Source organism: Eisenbergiella sp. OF01-20, assembly GCF_003478085.1.
Taxonomy (GTDB): domain Bacteria; phylum Bacillota; class Clostridia; order Lachnospirales; family Lachnospiraceae; genus Eisenbergiella.
In genome coordinates this window covers 87,919-103,109 of the sequence record NZ_QUES01000011.1, presented here as the reverse complement: position 1 = coordinate 103,109, position 15,191 = coordinate 87,919, and the positions used below count along the sequence as shown (strand labels likewise).

Here is a 15,191-nt window from a genome sequence, read left to right as displayed (position 1 = left end):
ACCGATGGCCAATACCCATTTTTCCATGACAACCCCTTTCCCGAAACAGGGCGGCGGGCAAGGGTACTCCCTACGCCCGCTGCCCCGTCCGTATGTGTGACGCACTTGTTTTGTTAATCTTCTTTCCGCTTGCCGTCCGGGCCGACCTCATAGCCGTCCACCTTGGTGTTCACGGCCATGCTGCCGTCCGGGTAGAAGTAGTACCAGCTATCGCCGATCTGCTTTCAGCCCCCGGCTTGCATGAGGCCCGCAGCGTCAAACCAATACCATTTGCCGTCAAGCTGTTTCCAGCCGGTGACGGGCTTGCTGTCCAGATAATAGAGCCAGCGCCCCGCGTCGTTCTGCCCCCATCCGCCAGCGGCGGCGGGGTCTATGACGATCTCCACGAAACGCCGCAGGACGGCGGCGGCCTCGGCGCGGGTGGCGGTGTCCTTGGGGCCGAAACGGTGGCCACCCTTGCCGTTCATCACGCCTGCCTGCTGCATGGCCTGTACCGCGTTTTTCATGCCGTTGGTAATCTGCCCCTCGTCCGCGAAAATCTCCGCTTTACGGGCCACGGGAAGGGTGTACCCCAGTTTGTCGGCGTAACGCTGCATAATGGCCGCCATCTGTTCGCGGGTGATGGTGGCGTCGGGGTTAAAGGTCTTGTCCCCGGTGCCGGTGACAATCCCCTTAGAGGCCTCCCACTCCACATAGGGCGCATAGTAGGCGGTGGCGGCAACGTCATTAAACCGACTGGAAGAGAAGGCTAAGGGGTCTATCCCGGCCAGCCGTCCCAATGCCGTCACGAACATTCCCCGCGTGGTGGTGCCGTCTGGCGTAAAGGTGGCGTCGCCGGTTCCAGCCAGCAGGCCACGGCTTACCACAAAGTCAATATCCGCTTTGGCCCAATGGTTCACGGTGTCGGTAAAGGCCGGGGCGGGCTTATATCCCACACCGTACACGCTGAAATGCCCGGTGGAGGCAATCACATTTCCGCTGTTCCTGTCATAGCTGGACTGATACAGCCACTCCGCGCCCCTACCGTCCGCGCTGTAAACAAGGAACAGACGGCCGGTCTGCTCGGCAGTGGCGGGCTTATAGGCCAGCCCCACGGTGACGCGGCCCGGGAATGGCTGGACCGCTACTATGTGACGGACACCGACCATATTGAATTTTTCCGTTCCTTCCAGCACTTCACCACCGCGCGGGCCTACGCCGCGCTGTACTGGACGTTAAACCGGAAGAACGAAGCGGAGGAAGAGCTTACGGAAACGCTGGAAGTATTGCAGCCCTATGGCTTTGTCCGGGTGGTCGCCGATGAGGGCGAGGCCGTGGTGCCTGTCCTGAAGCGCATCCTCTCAAAAGTGGGCGGCAAAGAATACACCGGCCCCCTTACCCGCGCCTATGTAAACGCCGTCATGCTGGCGGCGCACAGCTTCGGCACCAGCCACAGGGGATACATGACGGAAGCAGGCGGGAAAACGGATAAGCCCGTCAAGCTGTCAAAGCAGCAGACGCTTATGCTGGAGCTGCTTGCCCAAGGTTACAAGAACGCGGAGATTTCCGAAATGACGGGCCTCAGTATTCCAACTATCAAATCCCATACGTCCCTGGCCTATAAAAAGCTGGGGGTGAACAACGCGATGGACGCCGTGCTGAAAGCGAAGGAGCTGGGTCTGATCGGGCAGGCTCCCGATGGCAGAGAAAGCGCGGAGTGATGGAAACGGATGGCTTGGAGCAGAGAAACCGGCAAGCGATGCCTGTGTTAATACACACAGGCCAAAATGGGAATCCCGCTGACGCGGCGATCCCCATTTTGCTTGTTGGTGGCAGCGCCCCCAATCCCCCTTGAACAGCTCCGTGCCGGAGCTGGCTGCGCGTCCTTCGGACGCTTATGCGGGCGCGGCCCGCAGGAGTAGCACAGGGCGGAAACCGCGTCAAGAGCAAGCCGCCGATGGCGGTGCGGCGTCCCGCCGCACTCTTGACCCGGCCCCCGCCCCGCGCAATTACGGCAGACAAGAGGGAAAGGCGCTGTGCGCTTTCCCTCCGGGAAAACCACGGCGGGGGAACGTCACCGGGCCGGGGATTTCTCTTTCTCCTGCTCGGCGCTTTTCTCGTCATAGCCCATGAGCCGGTCAACATTGGCCTTGACGGTCAGCAGCTCCTTCATCTCGTCGCGGGCCTTGCGGTAGTCCCCATAGTAGTAGAGTTTCAGATTGATTACCGTCATGGGCTGACCTCCTAAAATGGCAAGAAGGGCAGGCGGTAAAGCCTGTCCCTCACTTGGTTAGCCCGAAAACGGCGTTTCGTTAAGGTGGTTTTTGAAAAACTTTTTAAATTTCTTTCGTACAGCTTCTATGCTGTAATGAACTGCGACTCTTGAGCAGCCGTCCAGCCGGGCGATCTGTTCAAAGCTCAACCCGTCCAGTGCGTAGAGCAGGAACCGACGGCGCTGCGCTTCGGTGCAGCTCTCCAGAACGGAAAGCAGTTCGTCCCGCGTTTCTTTGCGGCAGACCTGTTCTTCCGTCGTTTCTTGATAGGGCGAATGTCCCTCGGTAGCGACTATGTACTCGTCAAACTCCCGTATGTCCCAATGGCGGCGCTTCTCGTGCGCTAGGTTTTCCTCTTAGTGGTCGGCCCGGTCAAGGCACTCGTAAACCTCGACACTGACTTCCACGGACAGGGCTTGTCCGTTTATTTTGATGGTGACTTCCATCTGCCTTTCCTCCGTTTCGCTTTGGGTTTGCGCGAATCGAAACGGGGGAGGCGGGGAACGGCAGCGGGGCCGAACATCGGGGATTGGGGGTCCCCACAAAATCGCAGATTTTGTGGGGAGAGGAGGAGCAACGGAGCGGGCGGATTTCGGACGCGAAGCGCCCGAAGGAACATAGCGCAGTTTGCGACGACGAGGCCCGAACCTGACCGGCTGGAAAAGAAAAGTTTCCGGCCCTCCTGTGCCGGATTTTCTAAACTTTTTATAAACTGGCGGCCCGGTTAAAAGGGCGGTGCGGAATCCTTGCAAATATCCCCGGCGTTCGGCTGCAATCGCAGACGAATCACAACGGAATAGATCTGGTCTTGTCGCATAAAAATAGGGCGCAAGTGATTGGTCTTTCACTTGCGCCCTGTTGGACTTTTTCGCTATTCTGTTGTGGCTTGTCCTCCGGTTAGGGGGTAATGCAAAAGGGGGATCTGCTCATGTGCGGCCTCCAATGGCCGCATAAAAATGGCGGCTTTGATTATCCTCAAAGCCGCCATAAAAGGGCATAGAACCACTCCACTGCACGACGGCTTTAAAGTTTACTGTCGTGTTGTGAAAAATCATTTACTATTGGTCAGAATAAGGGGAGAAAAGAACCTGATATTTATCTTCGTCCTGCTGTATTTTGTAGAGGCCGCAGGAATCTACTTCTTCTTTGGCAGGCTCATATGTGTCAAATCTTCTCCTCATCGACTGGGTATCTGCCGCCTGTACTGTCTGAGATTTTGCAGCTTTCAGTTCTGTGGAGATTTCCTCCAGCTTCTGCTCCAGCTCTTCAGTTCCGGCAGTTCCGGTTGAGGTGGTGCTCTTCATCAGCAGAATTTGATTTTGAAGACCTTGCTGCTTTGTCTCCAGGTCTTTCACATCGTCTTTTTGCTCACCTTTCTGCTGTGTGTGTACTGCCGGTGTCAGTCCAGTCTTTTTTTGTCCCATCATTGTCAGGGGATTTACATAGCCCGGTTTTACTACCATTGACATTTTGTATCCGTCCTTTCTACAGCAATTTTAGACTCATTTTCAGTAGTACGCCTTACTCACGCTTTTATGTCCAGTCTCTTTTCAGGAGAGAGAACTGCTTCTTTGACCTCGCCCGCCGCGTCATAGATCGCCGGTGCATTGCTTCGGATCGCCTTGCTCTCTATCGTTGCGTCTGATGGCTTAGACAGTTCCACCTGATCGGTATCCGGAACTTTATCGCCTTTGCTTGTATCTTCCTCGGGCTTTGTGGGCTCCTTTTCCGGCTTCAGTGTTTCGTTGACGCCGCTCAGTTCACCCATCAGATTGCCCGTCAGGTTGGCGGACTGCTCCTCCAGGGCATTGACCTGTTCTTCCTTTTTGGAATCTCCGCCGTCTTGCTTGATCTCCGCGTTTAAGACATCAATTTGCCCTTGGGTTTTGGAGCGGACAGACTGCATTTTTTGAATACGGCTCATAGACGCGCTTGCGGACAATATTGACTGCATTGACATAATTTCACCTCCAACAAAAGTTAGAAAGGAAAAACCTTTCTATATATGCTATATCGCACGTATTCAGTGGAAAAAAAGGGCCGTTGCGTGAACGGTCAGCTATGCTCCGTATCCGGCGAATTACCACATAAAAGCTCTGGAGAGGAGTTGTAGCAAACAAAGATTTTGCTACAACTCCTCTCCAGGGCTTTTGCGGTTTAGACCAGGTAACTAAAGAACATTCCATGTATATTGGGACTAACATATTTTCGGTTGCGTCCATACATATAGTTGGAATCAGATAACGATTGAGGTTTGGGATAAAAACTGTGAGCCTGCCGCTGAATGAGTATGCTTTCGGTTCTGGCATAAGGGTTAACCGAGCGGCCTAGAACCTTTTCCACATCCTCACGGGTATTTCTGAGCGCATCCTTGAGCCTCACTTCATCGACGGAAAGGGCTCCCTTGCCGTCTACATTAATGCCAATATGGGAAAGGGTTCCCGACATCAACCGCGTGAGGCCATAAGAATATGCCATACTGTTCAGCGAGCTGGATTTATCTTTGTACTTGCCCAGAAAGCTCAACACCTTGTTATAACTGTCTGCAAACTTCTTCACCGCTTCCACAGTCTGGGCGTCGTCTACCGTCCTGTGAGCAATGTCTGTGCTGCCGGTCCCTCTGAGCGTGACGCCCAGATCGCCGTCCAGCAGCTTGATCTCGTTGCTCTGTGACACCTGTTCTTCGCCGCCATCCACCGTGTATTTGGAGTCCCTGGCCTGCCGCTTTTGTTCCAAACCGACTCTTGCGGAACTTTCGCCGCTCAGCTCCGCTGTAAATGCGTGTTCTGTGCCCGTTTTGTCGGCAGTAAAGACCAGGGTGCTTTTGCCGTCCGATTCGGATACGGAAGCCGTAATACCCAGATTCCTTTCGTTAATCGCCGCAGCCATCCGATTCAGATTGGTTTTATTATCTTCCGTAGAGTCAAATTCCACATGGATTGAGGTGACGGTTCCATCGGAGCCGGTGATGTTCAGCGTATGCCGCCCCTGCAGTGAATTCCCCTCGGAACTCAGCGCCCTAGAGGCGTAGGACGTGGAGGCCGCTGTTTGCGTAACTTCTAAATGGATTGGAGCCGTCACCGCCGCCGTATTCTCCGTCACCGTTGCCACATCGGAATTGCTGCTGCCATAACCTATAGGGTGGAAAACACTGTCGCCGCTATAAGGCTTCAGGGCCGATGATGATGCTTTCAGCTCACCGAATACGGAATCAAACTCAGAATCAAACGCTTTCGATTCACGCTCATAGGCGGCAAGCGCATCTATCTGATCATTCATGCGTGAGTATTTGTCAAACAGAACACGGCCCAATATTCTGTCGTTCATCTGCGCATAGTTTGGAACCATACTGCGCCAAGGGTTCAGAACGGGCCTTTGCGTTTGGAAGCGTAGGGACTGCATGGACTGAATCTGGTACATGGCCGTACTGGCGGATAGCATGGACTGAATTGACATAATTTCACCTCCCACAAAAATCTTTCTATATGCTATATCGCACACATTCGGCATAAAGAAAGCCCTGTAGCGTGAACGGTTATTTTTCCTGCGTATCCGGTGAAATGCTCGTTGCTAAGCAAAGTAAAACGCTGATGCGATAGCGCCCAGCGTCATTCCCAATTTCCATTGTACCTTGATATTTTTCCACTGATCTGACCACATTTTTAAGACCTATCCCTAGTGTCGTCGTAACCATAGGTGGCGCTGTATTGGTGATTTCAATCAATAAAAATTGACGCCGTACTTTTATTGTAATATCGATCTTTGGCTCACATTCCCTTGTCTTCGCGCATGCTTGAATCGCATTATCCAAAGTGTTTGAAACAATAATGCACAAATCCATATCATCAACAGGTAGATTGGGAGGCAAACTCGCGTGGCATGAAACCGCGATTTGATTTTGCTCAGCATAGCCTATTTTTTCTCTTAGTAAGACGTCAAGCACCGCGTTACCGGTGTGTATATTACGGCGCAGAGCGGTAGAGGCTATCTGTAATTTTTGAAAGTATTGTTCAGCGTCGCTGTATTTTTTTTCTTTCAGCAATCCAAATAAAACGGAGAGATGGTTGTCAATATCATGCTGAAAGGAGGATAACTGTTCATCGCGTTTTTGCGCCTCTGCCAGATACATTTTCTGCACACGTAATTGATTATCCAATAAAGCCTTTTCCGTTTTCTGCTGCGATAATGTCATAATGTTTTCAAATACTTTCAGAACAATAAAAAAAGTAACGGCTGCGCCGCTGATTGCAAGCAGCGCCCAGGCCAAGGGGAGCCCGGAAAAGGGAAATTCCGCATTTGTTAGATTCGTGTTATCCAAGCCAAATCCAAACCGCACCACCCAAACGATAAATGTACATGGCAGCAGAAGCACATATAAGTAGGAGGAAGCGGCCTGACCAGCCGAAGATTTATGCCAGCTTACCACATAGCGAAGAATGAAATAAAACAGCAGAGCAAGTACAACGGACAATGACATCTGAATGATGTTGCCAAAGACCGATGCAGTAATTCTCCCCACGATCCAGCGCATTAGAATGGCAGAAGTGCCCTCCATGAAAGTTTCCAAAGAAAATATAATAACGATTGGAGTAACACCTTCTAAACTTTTGTACTTGAAAGAGCAGGCCATAAATACATACATAATTGCTGCATGAAAAAACTCGCGCAGCAAAGCAGGTGGTCGTACAGAAAGTTCAATGATAGTAAAAAAGCAGATAATTCCAATGTAAAGCAACAAATAGCGCAGCTTGGTTTTTCTGAATGCAAATCGAGAGAAAAAATCATACTCAGCAAAGCTATAAAACGCGTTTATCAATAGCCACCATATGTAAAACATTATGGTAAGAAAATTCATTATAGCAGCTCCTTTCTTACAAATTTCAAAAGACTTTGTGCAAATTCCTGCTGTTTTCTTCTGGATATTAAGACTTGGCCGCCCCCTATTACAGTGGCAGCATCCCCCTGCTTACTGACGACCTTTTCCATATTTACAATATAGCTTTTATGGCACCGAAAAAAGCGGCTGTCCAGTTTCTTATGTAGTTCGTCTAACGTACCCAAATAATTATATGTCGTGTCTTTTGTATGGATATAAAGTCTATGATCCATAACTTCACAATATAAAATATCCTTAATAAAAACAATTTCTGTGCAAGCCCCCTTTGTTATAGTCAGTGTTTTTGAGTCGGTTTTTCCCATGCGTTCAATGGTCCGGTCAAGGGCTTGATACAAATTTTCGTCCGTAATGGGTTTAAGCAGATAATGAACCGCATCAACCTGAAACGCCTGTAAAGCGTACTCTTGATAAGATGTAATAAAAATAACCTGACATCTGCACTTTTCTCTGCGCAACTGTTGAATAATCTCTAATCCATTTTTGCCCGGAAGTTTTAAGTCCATCAGAATCATATCAAAATTTTGCCCGCTTGATAGTAACGATTCTCCATTATCAAACTCAAAAATTTGAATTTCCTGCTTTTGTATAAAAAAATAGTGTTCCACACTTTTGCGTAAGTGGACTAAAAAATACGGCTCATCATCGCAAATCGCAACTGTTATCATCTTGTGCCTCCGTTGCCGTCATGAACCAGCTCAATCACATCGGAGATATCGCAGTTCAGCGTATCGCAAATTTTTACCAAAGTCTGCAAAGAAATATATTCGCCCTTGCCCATATTGGCAATATGGTTTGTTGTTAAATGTGCTTGCAGACGTAAATCCCGCTTGCTCATATTCTTGTCTATCAGTGTTTTCCATAGCGGCTTATAGCTGATTTTCATAACGTTGCTCCTGCCTTTCTAGTTGGTATTCCGGTGTTATGGCTAAGGCTGTCCCTATTGCTAGCTATTATACCGCTCTGTTTGATAAAACACAATGTTTGCTTGCAATCCAACTCCTAAAACTGCGGCATACACAACTGTTTTATTTGTATTTTCTTATGCCTCTAATTGGGTATCAAGTGCTTCATGCCCTGGCTTTTTACTGATGTGCGATAAAGAAGTAATAGAAGTGTAAAAAATTTTGCCGTTCCTATCCGGCACTTAGCTCTTGTGTCGGATAGGTCGGGCGGTTATTCGGGCAAGTCCACCTTGCCAACAAAAGAATAATAAATCTCAATGTCCTGTCTGCGGGTCTTGTTCTCGTCATAGCTGCACTCATGTACAACGATTTTCTCTACAAACTCCCGCAGCAGAGTAGGGGTAAGTTCTTCAAAGCTGGTATGCCGCCGAACAACATTCATAAACTTTTCTGCGTTCACGGTGGCTTCCTGTGCTTTGGAAAGCTCCGCTTGGATAGCGGCGGCTTTTTCTTTCAGTTCCCGTTGCTCTGCTTCATAGTCTGCCGACAGCTCTGTGAAACGCTCGTCTGATATGCGCCCGGTCACGCTGTCCTCATACAGCCGCTTGAAGATAGCGGATAACTCGGCTATGCGTTTCTCGGCGGCTTCCAGTTCCTTTTTCTTGGCGGCGTTCCTGCGCTTGCCCCCGTCCTCGTTCTGCTCAATCAAGAGCTTTATAAACCGGGCTTCATGCTTTGCCGCATAGCTGGTCACTTTCCGCAGATTGGATAGTACACCAGCGGTCAAGAGGTCGGTGCGGATAAAGTGCGCTGTACAGTCATGGGTGCGTTTCTTGTAGTTGCCGCAGATATAACAGTCCTGCTTGCGCTTGTCCGTCTGGTATCGCTGCTGATACATCACACTGCCGCAGTCTGCACAGAACAGTATGCCGGAGAACAAGCCCACTTCATCATAGCGGTTGGGGCGTTTGCGCTGCTTGCGAAGCTCCTGCACCCGTTCCCATGTTTGGGTGTCTATGATAGGCTCGTGGTGGTTCTCGAATATCGCTTGCTTTTCCTCCGGGTTTTCTACGCTGTGCTTGACTTTATAAGAGAGTTTTTCCGTCTTGAAGTTTACCAGGCAGCCCGTGTATTCCCGGTTTTCAAGGATATGCACAACGGTATTGGTTGCCCACTTGCACTCATAGCCGGGGTGGTAGCGGCGGGTGCTGCCCGTCCTGCGGTATTCCAGCGTCCCCGGCGTGGGGATTTGCTGCTCTGTGAGCATACGGGCTATCTTGGTCGGACCATTCCCGGCAAGGCAGAAATTGTATATCTGCTTGACTACGGGTGCAGCTTCCTCGTCAATGATGAAATTTTCGTCCTCGTCCATGAGGTAGCCATACACAGGCTTGCTTGTGATAGGCTTGCCACTCATGCCTTTTGAGCGTTTCACTGCTTTGATTTTCTTGCTCGTATCTCTCACCAGCCATTCGTTAAAGATATTCCGCAGCGGGGCAAAATCATTGTCGCCCTGTGCGCTGTCCACTCCGTCATTGATAGCGATGAAGCGGACACCTTTCTGTGGGAAAATCATTTCCGTGTACATTCCCACTTGCAGGTAGTTTCGCCCTAACCTCGACATATCCTTTACGATAACTGTCCCGACTTTTCCGGCTTCAATGTCCGCAAGCATGGCTTGAAAACCGGGTCTTTGAAAGTTCGCACCAGAATAACCGTCGTCCGTGTACCAGCGCAGATTGGAAAAGCCGTTCTGCTTTGCATAGGTTTCAAGGATACGCTTCTGATTGGAAATGGAATTGCTTTCGCCTTGCAGCTCGTCCTCATGGGATAGTCTTGGGTAAAGGGCGGTAATTGGTTGTTGGTTGGTCTGTCTTAACATAAAATCCTCCGTTTCCGACAGCCAGCCCCACTATTCCGTACCTTGATTGTACCACATGGGGCGGCTGTCTGTATAGCGGCAAAAGCGTCAAATCTGCTTCTTTATGGTCGGTCAAATCGCCGTTTTTTGTGTAGCAGCTTCCGCTTCCAGCACTTTCATCATCTTGTCGGCTGCGGTGTCGGTTGCGCCCTGCTTGAAGAAGCCGGAAACGGTAAGGACGGAGTTGCCCATGCGGATTTCCGTTACACAGTCCGGGCGGCGGTCTGTTTTGGTGGTGCTTGTCTGTTTGGTTTCTGTCATAGGCTCTCCTTTCGCTGCTTCATCAGTTGCTTTAAGCGTTCCAGCTTTTCCTGTGCGGTTTCCTTTCGGAAGTTGCTGCCCGTGAAGCGGACGGGGGCGCACATGGAAGTCAGCCTGTCATAGATACGGGCGTGGGGCGTGTCCTGCGGGTGCTGCAATTCCTCCAGCGTGAGGTTGGTCGTGGCGATCAGCGGCTTGCCGCTTCGGTAACGGCTGTCAATCACGCTGTAAACCTGTTCCAGCCCGTATTCTGTCCCTCGCTCCATACCAAAATCATCAAGTATCAGCAGGGGGTAGCTGCAAAGGCGGGAAATATATTCGTTCCTGCCCTCAAAGCTGGCGGCAAGGTCACCCAGTATCGTTGCAAAGTTTGTCATGCAGACGGCAACCTCTTTTTCCATAAGGGCGTTGGCGATACAGGCGGCAAGGTAGCTTTTTCCCGTCCCCACGCCTCCCCAAAACAGGTAGCCGATATTTTCAGCCTGCATGGTTTCCCAGCTCTCCACATAAAAGCGGGCGGTTTCGGTCTGTGGGTTTCTGCCGTTGTCATGCTCAAATGTCCAGTTCCGCATAGCAGGGTCAGTAAAGCCCCGGCGTTTCAAGTCCTCCACTTTTTCAAGGTGCTTCTGTCGGCTTTCGGCGGCTTGCTGCTTTTCACGGGCTGCCCGCTGGCAGTCGCAGTCTGTTGGGTGGCGGTCACGCCCGAAACAAGTCTTTCCCTCTGCAAAATAGGCTTCTTTGGGCGTATGGCACTTACCGCAGTATAAAAGCCCGTCCTCGCCTGTGTAATCCTCCGCTTCGGTGGTAGTGGTTGTAATGTCCGTAATCATAGCTTCAATCTCGTTTTTCATAAGCTCTCGCCCTCCTTGCATGAATAATCGGGTATGCCCTGTTTCGGGGCAGCCTTGCCTTTGGCAGCGTCCTCCTGCGCCCACTTGTAAATGGTGGCTGCATGGCTGTGGTACTGCTTCCCGGTGGAAGCGATATGGCAGGAAAGCCGGTCAAGGTAATACTCCCACTTGTCGGGCAGCTCTGTTTTCAGCCCGGAAAGCTCTGTATCGGTCAGTATCACATTGTTGTATCTGCCATAAGCAGCGGGGGCGGGGTGTCCCGTTTCTCCCTCTCTCTCTTTTTCTATCTCTATCTCTTTCTCTAACTCTATCTCTATCTCTGGTGGACGAATGTCGGACAAATGTCCGCCTTTTGTCCGGGGCGGTAAAAGTGCCTTGTTTTCCAGCCTTGCAGCCCGTTTCCTCTCGGCTTCGGTAGAGGACTGTCCTATCATCAGCTCAATATCGGTCATATAAAAAGCCCCGCTGTCAAGCTGCTCCACAAGCCCCAACTGCCGGAAAATCTCTAAAGCCCTCTCAACCGTCCCTATCTGGTGGCGGGTCAGTGTCGCTATCATCTGCGCTGTGTAGGGGATATGCTCGTCAAGCTGCAATTTCCCGCCGTTTTTCAGCGATTTTAAGTACAGCTTCAAGAGGATATTGGAGTATAAAATCCCGTCTTTCATATCTTCCAGCAGCACAATGGAGTCGCTGTCAAAAAAGTTCTCTTTCAGCTTGAGGTAGTAATACTTGCGGTTATCTGCCATTGTCCCTGTCCTCCTTTTTCCGGCGTTTGGAGTAGTAGCGGGGGCAGAGTATGATAACCGCCCGGAAGCTCTGCTTGCAGCTATGGGTACAGCCCCGGCAGAGGTCGTTGTATGTGATACGGTCGCAGGTGGTATTCCCAACTTTCACTTGCCGCAGGAAAAAAGACCATTCCAGCCGCCGTTTCTTGCTCATTCTTGGCATGGGTGCGCTCCTTTCTGCCGTTTCCGCTGGTGTGGCGGTATCGGCGGTAATTCTGTATCATCTCGGTATCATTTTCGGGGTTTTTCTGCCCTGTAAGCCCGTTAAAAAACCCTTTGGTATTGCGGATAGGGTACGGGGCAGCCCCCTTGTTCTGTATAGGTTCGGGTACATTTTGGGGCGGTTTTTATCGTTCCTGTTCCTGCCTTTTCACAGGCTTGCGTTCCCGGCGTAAAATCTGGTCGATATTGCCCTTGACAGTCTGTAAGCGGCGGTATTCCTCCCGTTTTGCCCGGTAATCGTTGTAGCCGCTGTTTTTCTCTTTGATAAGGGCTTCAATCTCTGCTTGCAGGGCTTTATAGCTTGGCAGCTTGGAAATGCCGTTCTCCCTAAAATAACGGGCGGCTGCGTCTGCTATGATAAAGTCGCTTTCGTGCTTCTGTCGGTAGGCTGCTTTTGCTTTGGCGTTTTTCTGCTGTTTCAGCCCGTCCCGGACAGGGCGGGTCTTGGAATAGGCAAGCACCTGCCGTTGCAGCTCCTTTTTCCCGTCCAGCGTCTTTTCCACCTGCTTCAGCTCTGTAAGGCTTTCCCGCATGGCGGTATAGGCGGCAGAACAGGCTTCGTCCAGTTCCTCCGGGGAAGAAAAGCCGTACTGCTGATAGGCGGTAACGGTAGCCGCCATTTGCTTTAGATTGTACTTTGCCGCCCAGCGGTCATAGCCCACGCCCTTGCCCTCGGCTCGCTTAGCTTCCCGGTCAACCATGCGTTGCAAGGTGTTGTCTGCCGGGGTGGTTTTTGCGGCTTTTTCCTCCTGCAAGCGTCCCTTTTGGGTATGTGGGTATTCCGGTATGGCTTTGGGCTTTTCGGCGGCTCTGTGGGCGTTCTGCGTGAGCAGGGCAAGGACAGCAGCCTTGTCAAAATCGTCCCCCAGCTTCCGGGCTGTGATAGGCTTTGTCCTGTCCGGCGTGAGGTAGGAAAGCCGCCCCCGGCTCTCCTTAACGGTCACACCCTCCCGCAGCAAAAGGGAAGAAAACTCGTCAAAGCTGGCGGCTTGGGAAAGTGCCTGCCGTATCGTCCGGCGCAGCTTCGCCTTGTCCGTTTCAAACTTGGTAGGCTTGGTCGGCTGTCCGGCGGCTTCTCTGGCGGCATTCTCTTTATCAAGGGCAAGCTGCCCTTTCTTTGCCGCCCAGTATTCCCGTTCCGTTATCCGTTCCTTGCTGCCGTTCAAGAGGTCGATTTGGTAAAGCCCCTCCCGGTGGCACATCTCCATGACTTCACTCTTGAAATATTCCATAGCGGCATTGGTGCAGCGGTGCTTGCAGCCCTCCCTTGTGTCGGCTGGTCTGTCCATGTAGGGCAGAAGCGGGACTTCATAAATCCGCAGGGAGTTGATGACGATATGCACATGGATATTCCCGCTGTGGTTATGCCCGTCCGGGTGGGTGCAGATTAGGGCTTGGTGTCCGGGGAAATGTGCCTTGCAGAACTGTTCCCCCAGTTCCTGCGCCCGGTCTGTGGTCAAGCCGTTGTCTGTCCCGTCCCGTGGGTCAAAGCTGATGATATAGTGGTGGCTTTTCACATCTTCCCGTTTTTGGTTTTTCTCATAGCGGAGATTAGCCCGCATACAGGCAACAGCGAAATCCTCGCCCCCGCAGTTAAGGGAAGAAATGCGGTAATCCTCCCTCGGTATCAGCCGCCCGTTTTCATCAAGGGTGGGCTTCATGGTAAACTCGTCATGCTCAAATGTGAGGTAGGCTTCCGCTGCGCCATAGTCCGCATTTTTAGAGCTGATATGTTTGAATGTTGCCAACAGCGTCACCTACTTTCTGCAAGACTTCAAACTTTAGGGCAGCAAGGTCGGAAACCACCGCCCGTACCTCCCCGGCAAGCTGCGGGTAGGGGCTGTGCCACTCGTTCAGCGTCCGGGCTATCTGGTTTAAGTTGCCGCCGATCCTGCCGTATTCGGCGGTCAGTTTCCCGACAGCGGCAAGCAGCTCGTCATTGACAGGAGAAACGGTTATGATGGGGCGTATGGCTGCCCCGGTTATGGCTTGCCGGATAAACTCGGCTTGGCTCATGTTGTAAGCAGAAAGCCGTTGGGCAAACTCGGCGTATTCTTCCTCGGTCATGCGTGTTTTGACTACCCGGCTGCGGTGCGGTGTGTTGTATCGTTTTCGCATGGTAAAACCTCCTTTCTGTGCGTGGTGTCCTCTCACTAATAGGAGAAAAACGGGGTGTGAAGCGGAACTGTTTTTGAAAAATCCGAAAAAATATTTTGAAGGATTTTTAAGCGGCGCAAGCCGCATAAGCAGGGTTTGGGGAAGGCACTCCCCAACAAGATTCCCGCAGGGGCAAAATGAGCGAAAAGCGAATTTTGGTACTGCGGTAGAATCTTGCTCTAAAAAACTACCGCTTTCCTCGGCGGCTCTGGTTTGCGGATATACTGGCTTGCTCCACCAATATAGCGATTGCGGCGGCGTGTTCTGCCCGCTGTTCACCACTACAACGGTGAAAAGGGGGCGTTTTGGCAAACGCAGCGAAAATTTTTTTATTTTCCCTGTCTGCTCCCTACAACAATCCGGCGGTGTGGTTTGCCAAAGATTTTTGAAAATGGGCGCAAAAAAAGCAGTAAACCTTTTCAAGATTTACTGCTTATCTTCCGCTGTGATGGGCGGCGGTATTAAATTGTCAGCCGTTTTTCAAATGGAATTTATCTGCAATCGCTTTCTTTCCGCTTTCCAATTCCTTTTCTGTAATCTTCCATAATCCTAACGCAATGATCTGCTATCTTTTGCATTCCGAGTTCTTCAAAAAAGGCAATTTGTATTTTCATCAGTTCTTCACAAACAGTCAACTTCTGCTCATCCATATTGCTAATAGCAAGCCATGGGAACGCTTTATATTTCTTAGTGTCCCCAATGAGAAAATTGTACCCTATCAACTCATTTTCACGGAAAACGAAATAGAATTGTGGGCCTGAACCTGGAACTGACTTTTCCATAATTTGCTGCATTGTTCTCACGCCGCCGTATGCCGGAAAAAAACCTATTCGCTCAAGAGCATTTAATATGTCAATCCTTTTATCTGTGGGTATGTCTCTATAATTGATAATCTGTTCCATTTGCTCTACCCTCATTGAAGTTTAATTTGTCAGGCTCTAAT

General features: G+C 50.8%; 18 protein-coding genes and 3 pseudogenes. 2 read left to right on the top strand and 19 right to left on the bottom strand.

The window, feature by feature from the left end:
- Positions 1 to 113: 113 nt before the first annotated feature.
- Both DXA36_RS34245 and DXA36_RS14690 read right to left on the bottom strand, forming a co-directional pair.
- Positions 114 to 224 (bottom strand): annotated as a pseudogene (locus DXA36_RS34245) (glucan-binding protein); the annotation flags it as partial.
- Complete coding sequence (locus DXA36_RS14690) at positions 225 to 1,175, bottom strand: S-layer homology domain-containing protein (RefSeq protein WP_243114659.1); 951 nt, start codon at positions 1,173 to 1,175, stop codon at positions 225 to 227.
- On the opposite strand from DXA36_RS14690, the gene DXA36_RS14685 reads away from it, so the two are divergent.
- The gene (locus DXA36_RS14685) at positions 1,131 to 1,700 is read left to right on the top strand and encodes a response regulator transcription factor (RefSeq protein ID WP_243114658.1); all 570 of its coding nucleotides are present in this window, start codon (positions 1,131 to 1,133) and stop codon (positions 1,698 to 1,700) included. The two genes, DXA36_RS14690 and DXA36_RS14685, sit on opposite strands and share 45 nt — an antisense overlap.
- Positions 1,701 to 2,053: 353 nt before the next feature.
- Here DXA36_RS14685 and DXA36_RS32935 read toward each other — a convergent pair whose 3' ends face one another.
- The 16 genes and pseudogenes from DXA36_RS32935 to DXA36_RS14605 form a co-directional block, all read right to left on the bottom strand.
- Positions 2,054 to 2,212, bottom strand: coding sequence for a hypothetical protein (locus DXA36_RS32935; protein ID WP_182479088.1), 159 nt, complete (start codon positions 2,210 to 2,212; stop codon positions 2,054 to 2,056).
- A 57-nt stretch (positions 2,213 to 2,269) separates the two neighbouring features.
- Positions 2,270 to 2,698, bottom strand: a pseudogene (locus tag DXA36_RS14675) (RNA polymerase sigma factor).
- Positions 2,699 to 3,310: 612 nt separating this feature from the next.
- Entirely contained in the window at positions 3,311 to 3,721 is a 411-nt protein-coding gene (locus DXA36_RS14670) for a hypothetical protein (protein WP_118680277.1), read from the bottom strand.
- A 56-nt stretch (positions 3,722 to 3,777) separates the two neighbouring features.
- Positions 3,778 to 4,212, bottom strand: coding sequence for a hypothetical protein (locus DXA36_RS14665; RefSeq protein WP_118680276.1), 435 nt, complete (start codon positions 4,210 to 4,212; stop codon positions 3,778 to 3,780).
- A gap of 197 nt (positions 4,213 to 4,409) precedes the next feature.
- A complete protein-coding gene (locus DXA36_RS14660) occupies positions 4,410 to 5,708 on the bottom strand; it encodes a flagellin hook IN motif-containing protein (RefSeq protein WP_182479078.1) in 1,299 nt (432 codons plus the stop codon).
- A gap of 79 nt (positions 5,709 to 5,787) precedes the next feature.
- The gene (locus DXA36_RS14655; protein WP_118680274.1) at positions 5,788 to 7,107 is read right to left on the bottom strand and encodes a sensor histidine kinase; all 1,320 of its coding nucleotides are present in this window, start codon (positions 7,105 to 7,107) and stop codon (positions 5,788 to 5,790) included.
- The gene (locus DXA36_RS14650) at positions 7,107 to 7,814 is read right to left on the bottom strand and encodes a LytR/AlgR family response regulator transcription factor (RefSeq protein WP_118680273.1); all 708 of its coding nucleotides are present in this window, start codon (positions 7,812 to 7,814) and stop codon (positions 7,107 to 7,109) included. The genes DXA36_RS14655 and DXA36_RS14650 overlap by 1 nt, the downstream gene beginning before the upstream one ends.
- On the bottom strand, positions 7,811 to 8,032 hold the full coding sequence (locus tag DXA36_RS14645) for a helix-turn-helix domain-containing protein (RefSeq protein ID WP_118680272.1): 222 nt from the start codon (positions 8,030 to 8,032) through the stop codon (positions 7,811 to 7,813). Before DXA36_RS14645 ends, DXA36_RS14650 begins: the two co-directional genes overlap by 4 nt.
- Positions 8,033 to 8,205: 173 nt before the next feature.
- Positions 8,206 to 8,286, bottom strand: a pseudogene (locus DXA36_RS34420) (Maff2 family mobile element protein); the annotation flags it as partial.
- Positions 8,287 to 8,322: 36 nt separating this feature from the next.
- Positions 8,323 to 9,933, bottom strand: a complete 1,611-nt coding sequence (locus DXA36_RS14640; protein ID WP_055222985.1) for a recombinase family protein — start codon at positions 9,931 to 9,933, stop codon at positions 8,323 to 8,325.
- 111 nt (positions 9,934 to 10,044) lie between these two features.
- Positions 10,045 to 10,233, bottom strand: a complete 189-nt coding sequence (locus DXA36_RS14635) for a transposon-encoded TnpW family protein (protein WP_002569233.1) — start codon at positions 10,231 to 10,233, stop codon at positions 10,045 to 10,047.
- The gene (locus DXA36_RS14630; RefSeq protein ID WP_118680271.1) at positions 10,230 to 11,084 is read right to left on the bottom strand and encodes an ATP-binding protein; all 855 of its coding nucleotides are present in this window, start codon (positions 11,082 to 11,084) and stop codon (positions 10,230 to 10,232) included. Before DXA36_RS14630 ends, DXA36_RS14635 begins: the two co-directional genes overlap by 4 nt.
- Positions 11,081 to 11,830 (bottom strand): phage replisome organizer N-terminal domain-containing protein, encoded by a 750-nt coding sequence (locus DXA36_RS14625; RefSeq protein ID WP_006555734.1) that lies wholly within the window; start codon positions 11,828 to 11,830, stop codon positions 11,081 to 11,083. The genes DXA36_RS14630 and DXA36_RS14625 overlap by 4 nt, the downstream gene beginning before the upstream one ends.
- On the bottom strand, positions 11,820 to 12,032 hold the full coding sequence (locus DXA36_RS14620; protein WP_005927784.1) for a hypothetical protein: 213 nt from the start codon (positions 12,030 to 12,032) through the stop codon (positions 11,820 to 11,822). The genes DXA36_RS14625 and DXA36_RS14620 overlap by 11 nt, the downstream gene beginning before the upstream one ends.
- Positions 12,033 to 12,216: 184 nt before the next feature.
- Entirely contained in the window at positions 12,217 to 13,839 is a 1,623-nt protein-coding gene (locus DXA36_RS14610; protein ID WP_055261120.1) for a relaxase/mobilization nuclease domain-containing protein, read from the bottom strand.
- The gene (locus DXA36_RS14605; protein WP_117907923.1) at positions 13,811 to 14,209 is read right to left on the bottom strand and encodes a plasmid mobilization protein; all 399 of its coding nucleotides are present in this window, start codon (positions 14,207 to 14,209) and stop codon (positions 13,811 to 13,813) included. The genes DXA36_RS14610 and DXA36_RS14605 overlap by 29 nt, the downstream gene beginning before the upstream one ends.
- A 73-nt stretch (positions 14,210 to 14,282) precedes the next feature.
- Here DXA36_RS14605 and DXA36_RS32930 point away from each other — a divergent pair, with 73 nt between their 5' ends.
- On the top strand, positions 14,283 to 14,795 hold the full coding sequence (locus DXA36_RS32930; RefSeq protein WP_172679137.1) for a hypothetical protein: 513 nt from the start codon (positions 14,283 to 14,285) through the stop codon (positions 14,793 to 14,795).
- On the opposite strand, the gene DXA36_RS14595 is transcribed toward DXA36_RS32930, so the two are convergent.
- A complete protein-coding gene (locus tag DXA36_RS14595; RefSeq protein ID WP_015527903.1) occupies positions 14,740 to 15,150 on the bottom strand; it encodes a hypothetical protein in 411 nt (136 codons plus the stop codon). The genes DXA36_RS32930 and DXA36_RS14595 overlap by 56 nt on opposite strands.
- Positions 15,151 to 15,191 lie beyond the last annotated feature (41 nt).

Coding starts and splice junctions, on each gene's coding strand:
- DXA36_RS14655 (WP_118680274.1), bottom strand. CDS start 7,107: ATGAATTTTCTTACCATAATGTTTTACATATGGTGGCTATTGATAAAC.
- DXA36_RS14620 (WP_005927784.1), bottom strand. CDS start 12,032: ATGCCAAGAATGAGCAAGAAACGGCGGCTGGAATGGTCTTTTTTCCTG.
- DXA36_RS32935 (WP_182479088.1), bottom strand. CDS start 2,212: ATGACGGTAATCAATCTGAAACTCTACTACTATGGGGACTACCGCAAG.
- DXA36_RS14645 (WP_118680272.1), bottom strand. CDS start 8,032: ATGAAAATCAGCTATAAGCCGCTATGGAAAACACTGATAGACAAGAAT.
- DXA36_RS14605 (WP_117907923.1), bottom strand. CDS start 14,209: ATGCGAAAACGATACAACACACCGCACCGCAGCCGGGTAGTCAAAACA.
- DXA36_RS14595 (WP_015527903.1), bottom strand. CDS start 15,150: ATGGAACAGATTATCAATTATAGAGACATACCCACAGATAAAAGGATT.
- DXA36_RS14625 (WP_006555734.1), bottom strand. CDS start 11,830: ATGGCAGATAACCGCAAGTATTACTACCTCAAGCTGAAAGAGAACTTT.
- DXA36_RS14670 (WP_118680277.1), bottom strand. CDS start 3,721: ATGTCAATGGTAGTAAAACCGGGCTATGTAAATCCCCTGACAATGATG.
- DXA36_RS14635 (WP_002569233.1), bottom strand. CDS start 10,233: ATGACAGAAACCAAACAGACAAGCACCACCAAAACAGACCGCCGCCCG.
- DXA36_RS14630 (WP_118680271.1), bottom strand. CDS start 11,084: ATGAAAAACGAGATTGAAGCTATGATTACGGACATTACAACCACTACC.
- DXA36_RS14650 (WP_118680273.1), bottom strand. CDS start 7,814: ATGATAACAGTTGCGATTTGCGATGATGAGCCGTATTTTTTAGTCCAC.
- DXA36_RS14640 (WP_055222985.1), bottom strand. CDS start 9,933: ATGTTAAGACAGACCAACCAACAACCAATTACCGCCCTTTACCCAAGA.
- DXA36_RS14665 (WP_118680276.1), bottom strand. CDS start 4,212: ATGTCAATGCAGTCAATATTGTCCGCAAGCGCGTCTATGAGCCGTATT.
- DXA36_RS14660 (WP_182479078.1), bottom strand. CDS start 5,708: ATGTCAATTCAGTCCATGCTATCCGCCAGTACGGCCATGTACCAGATT.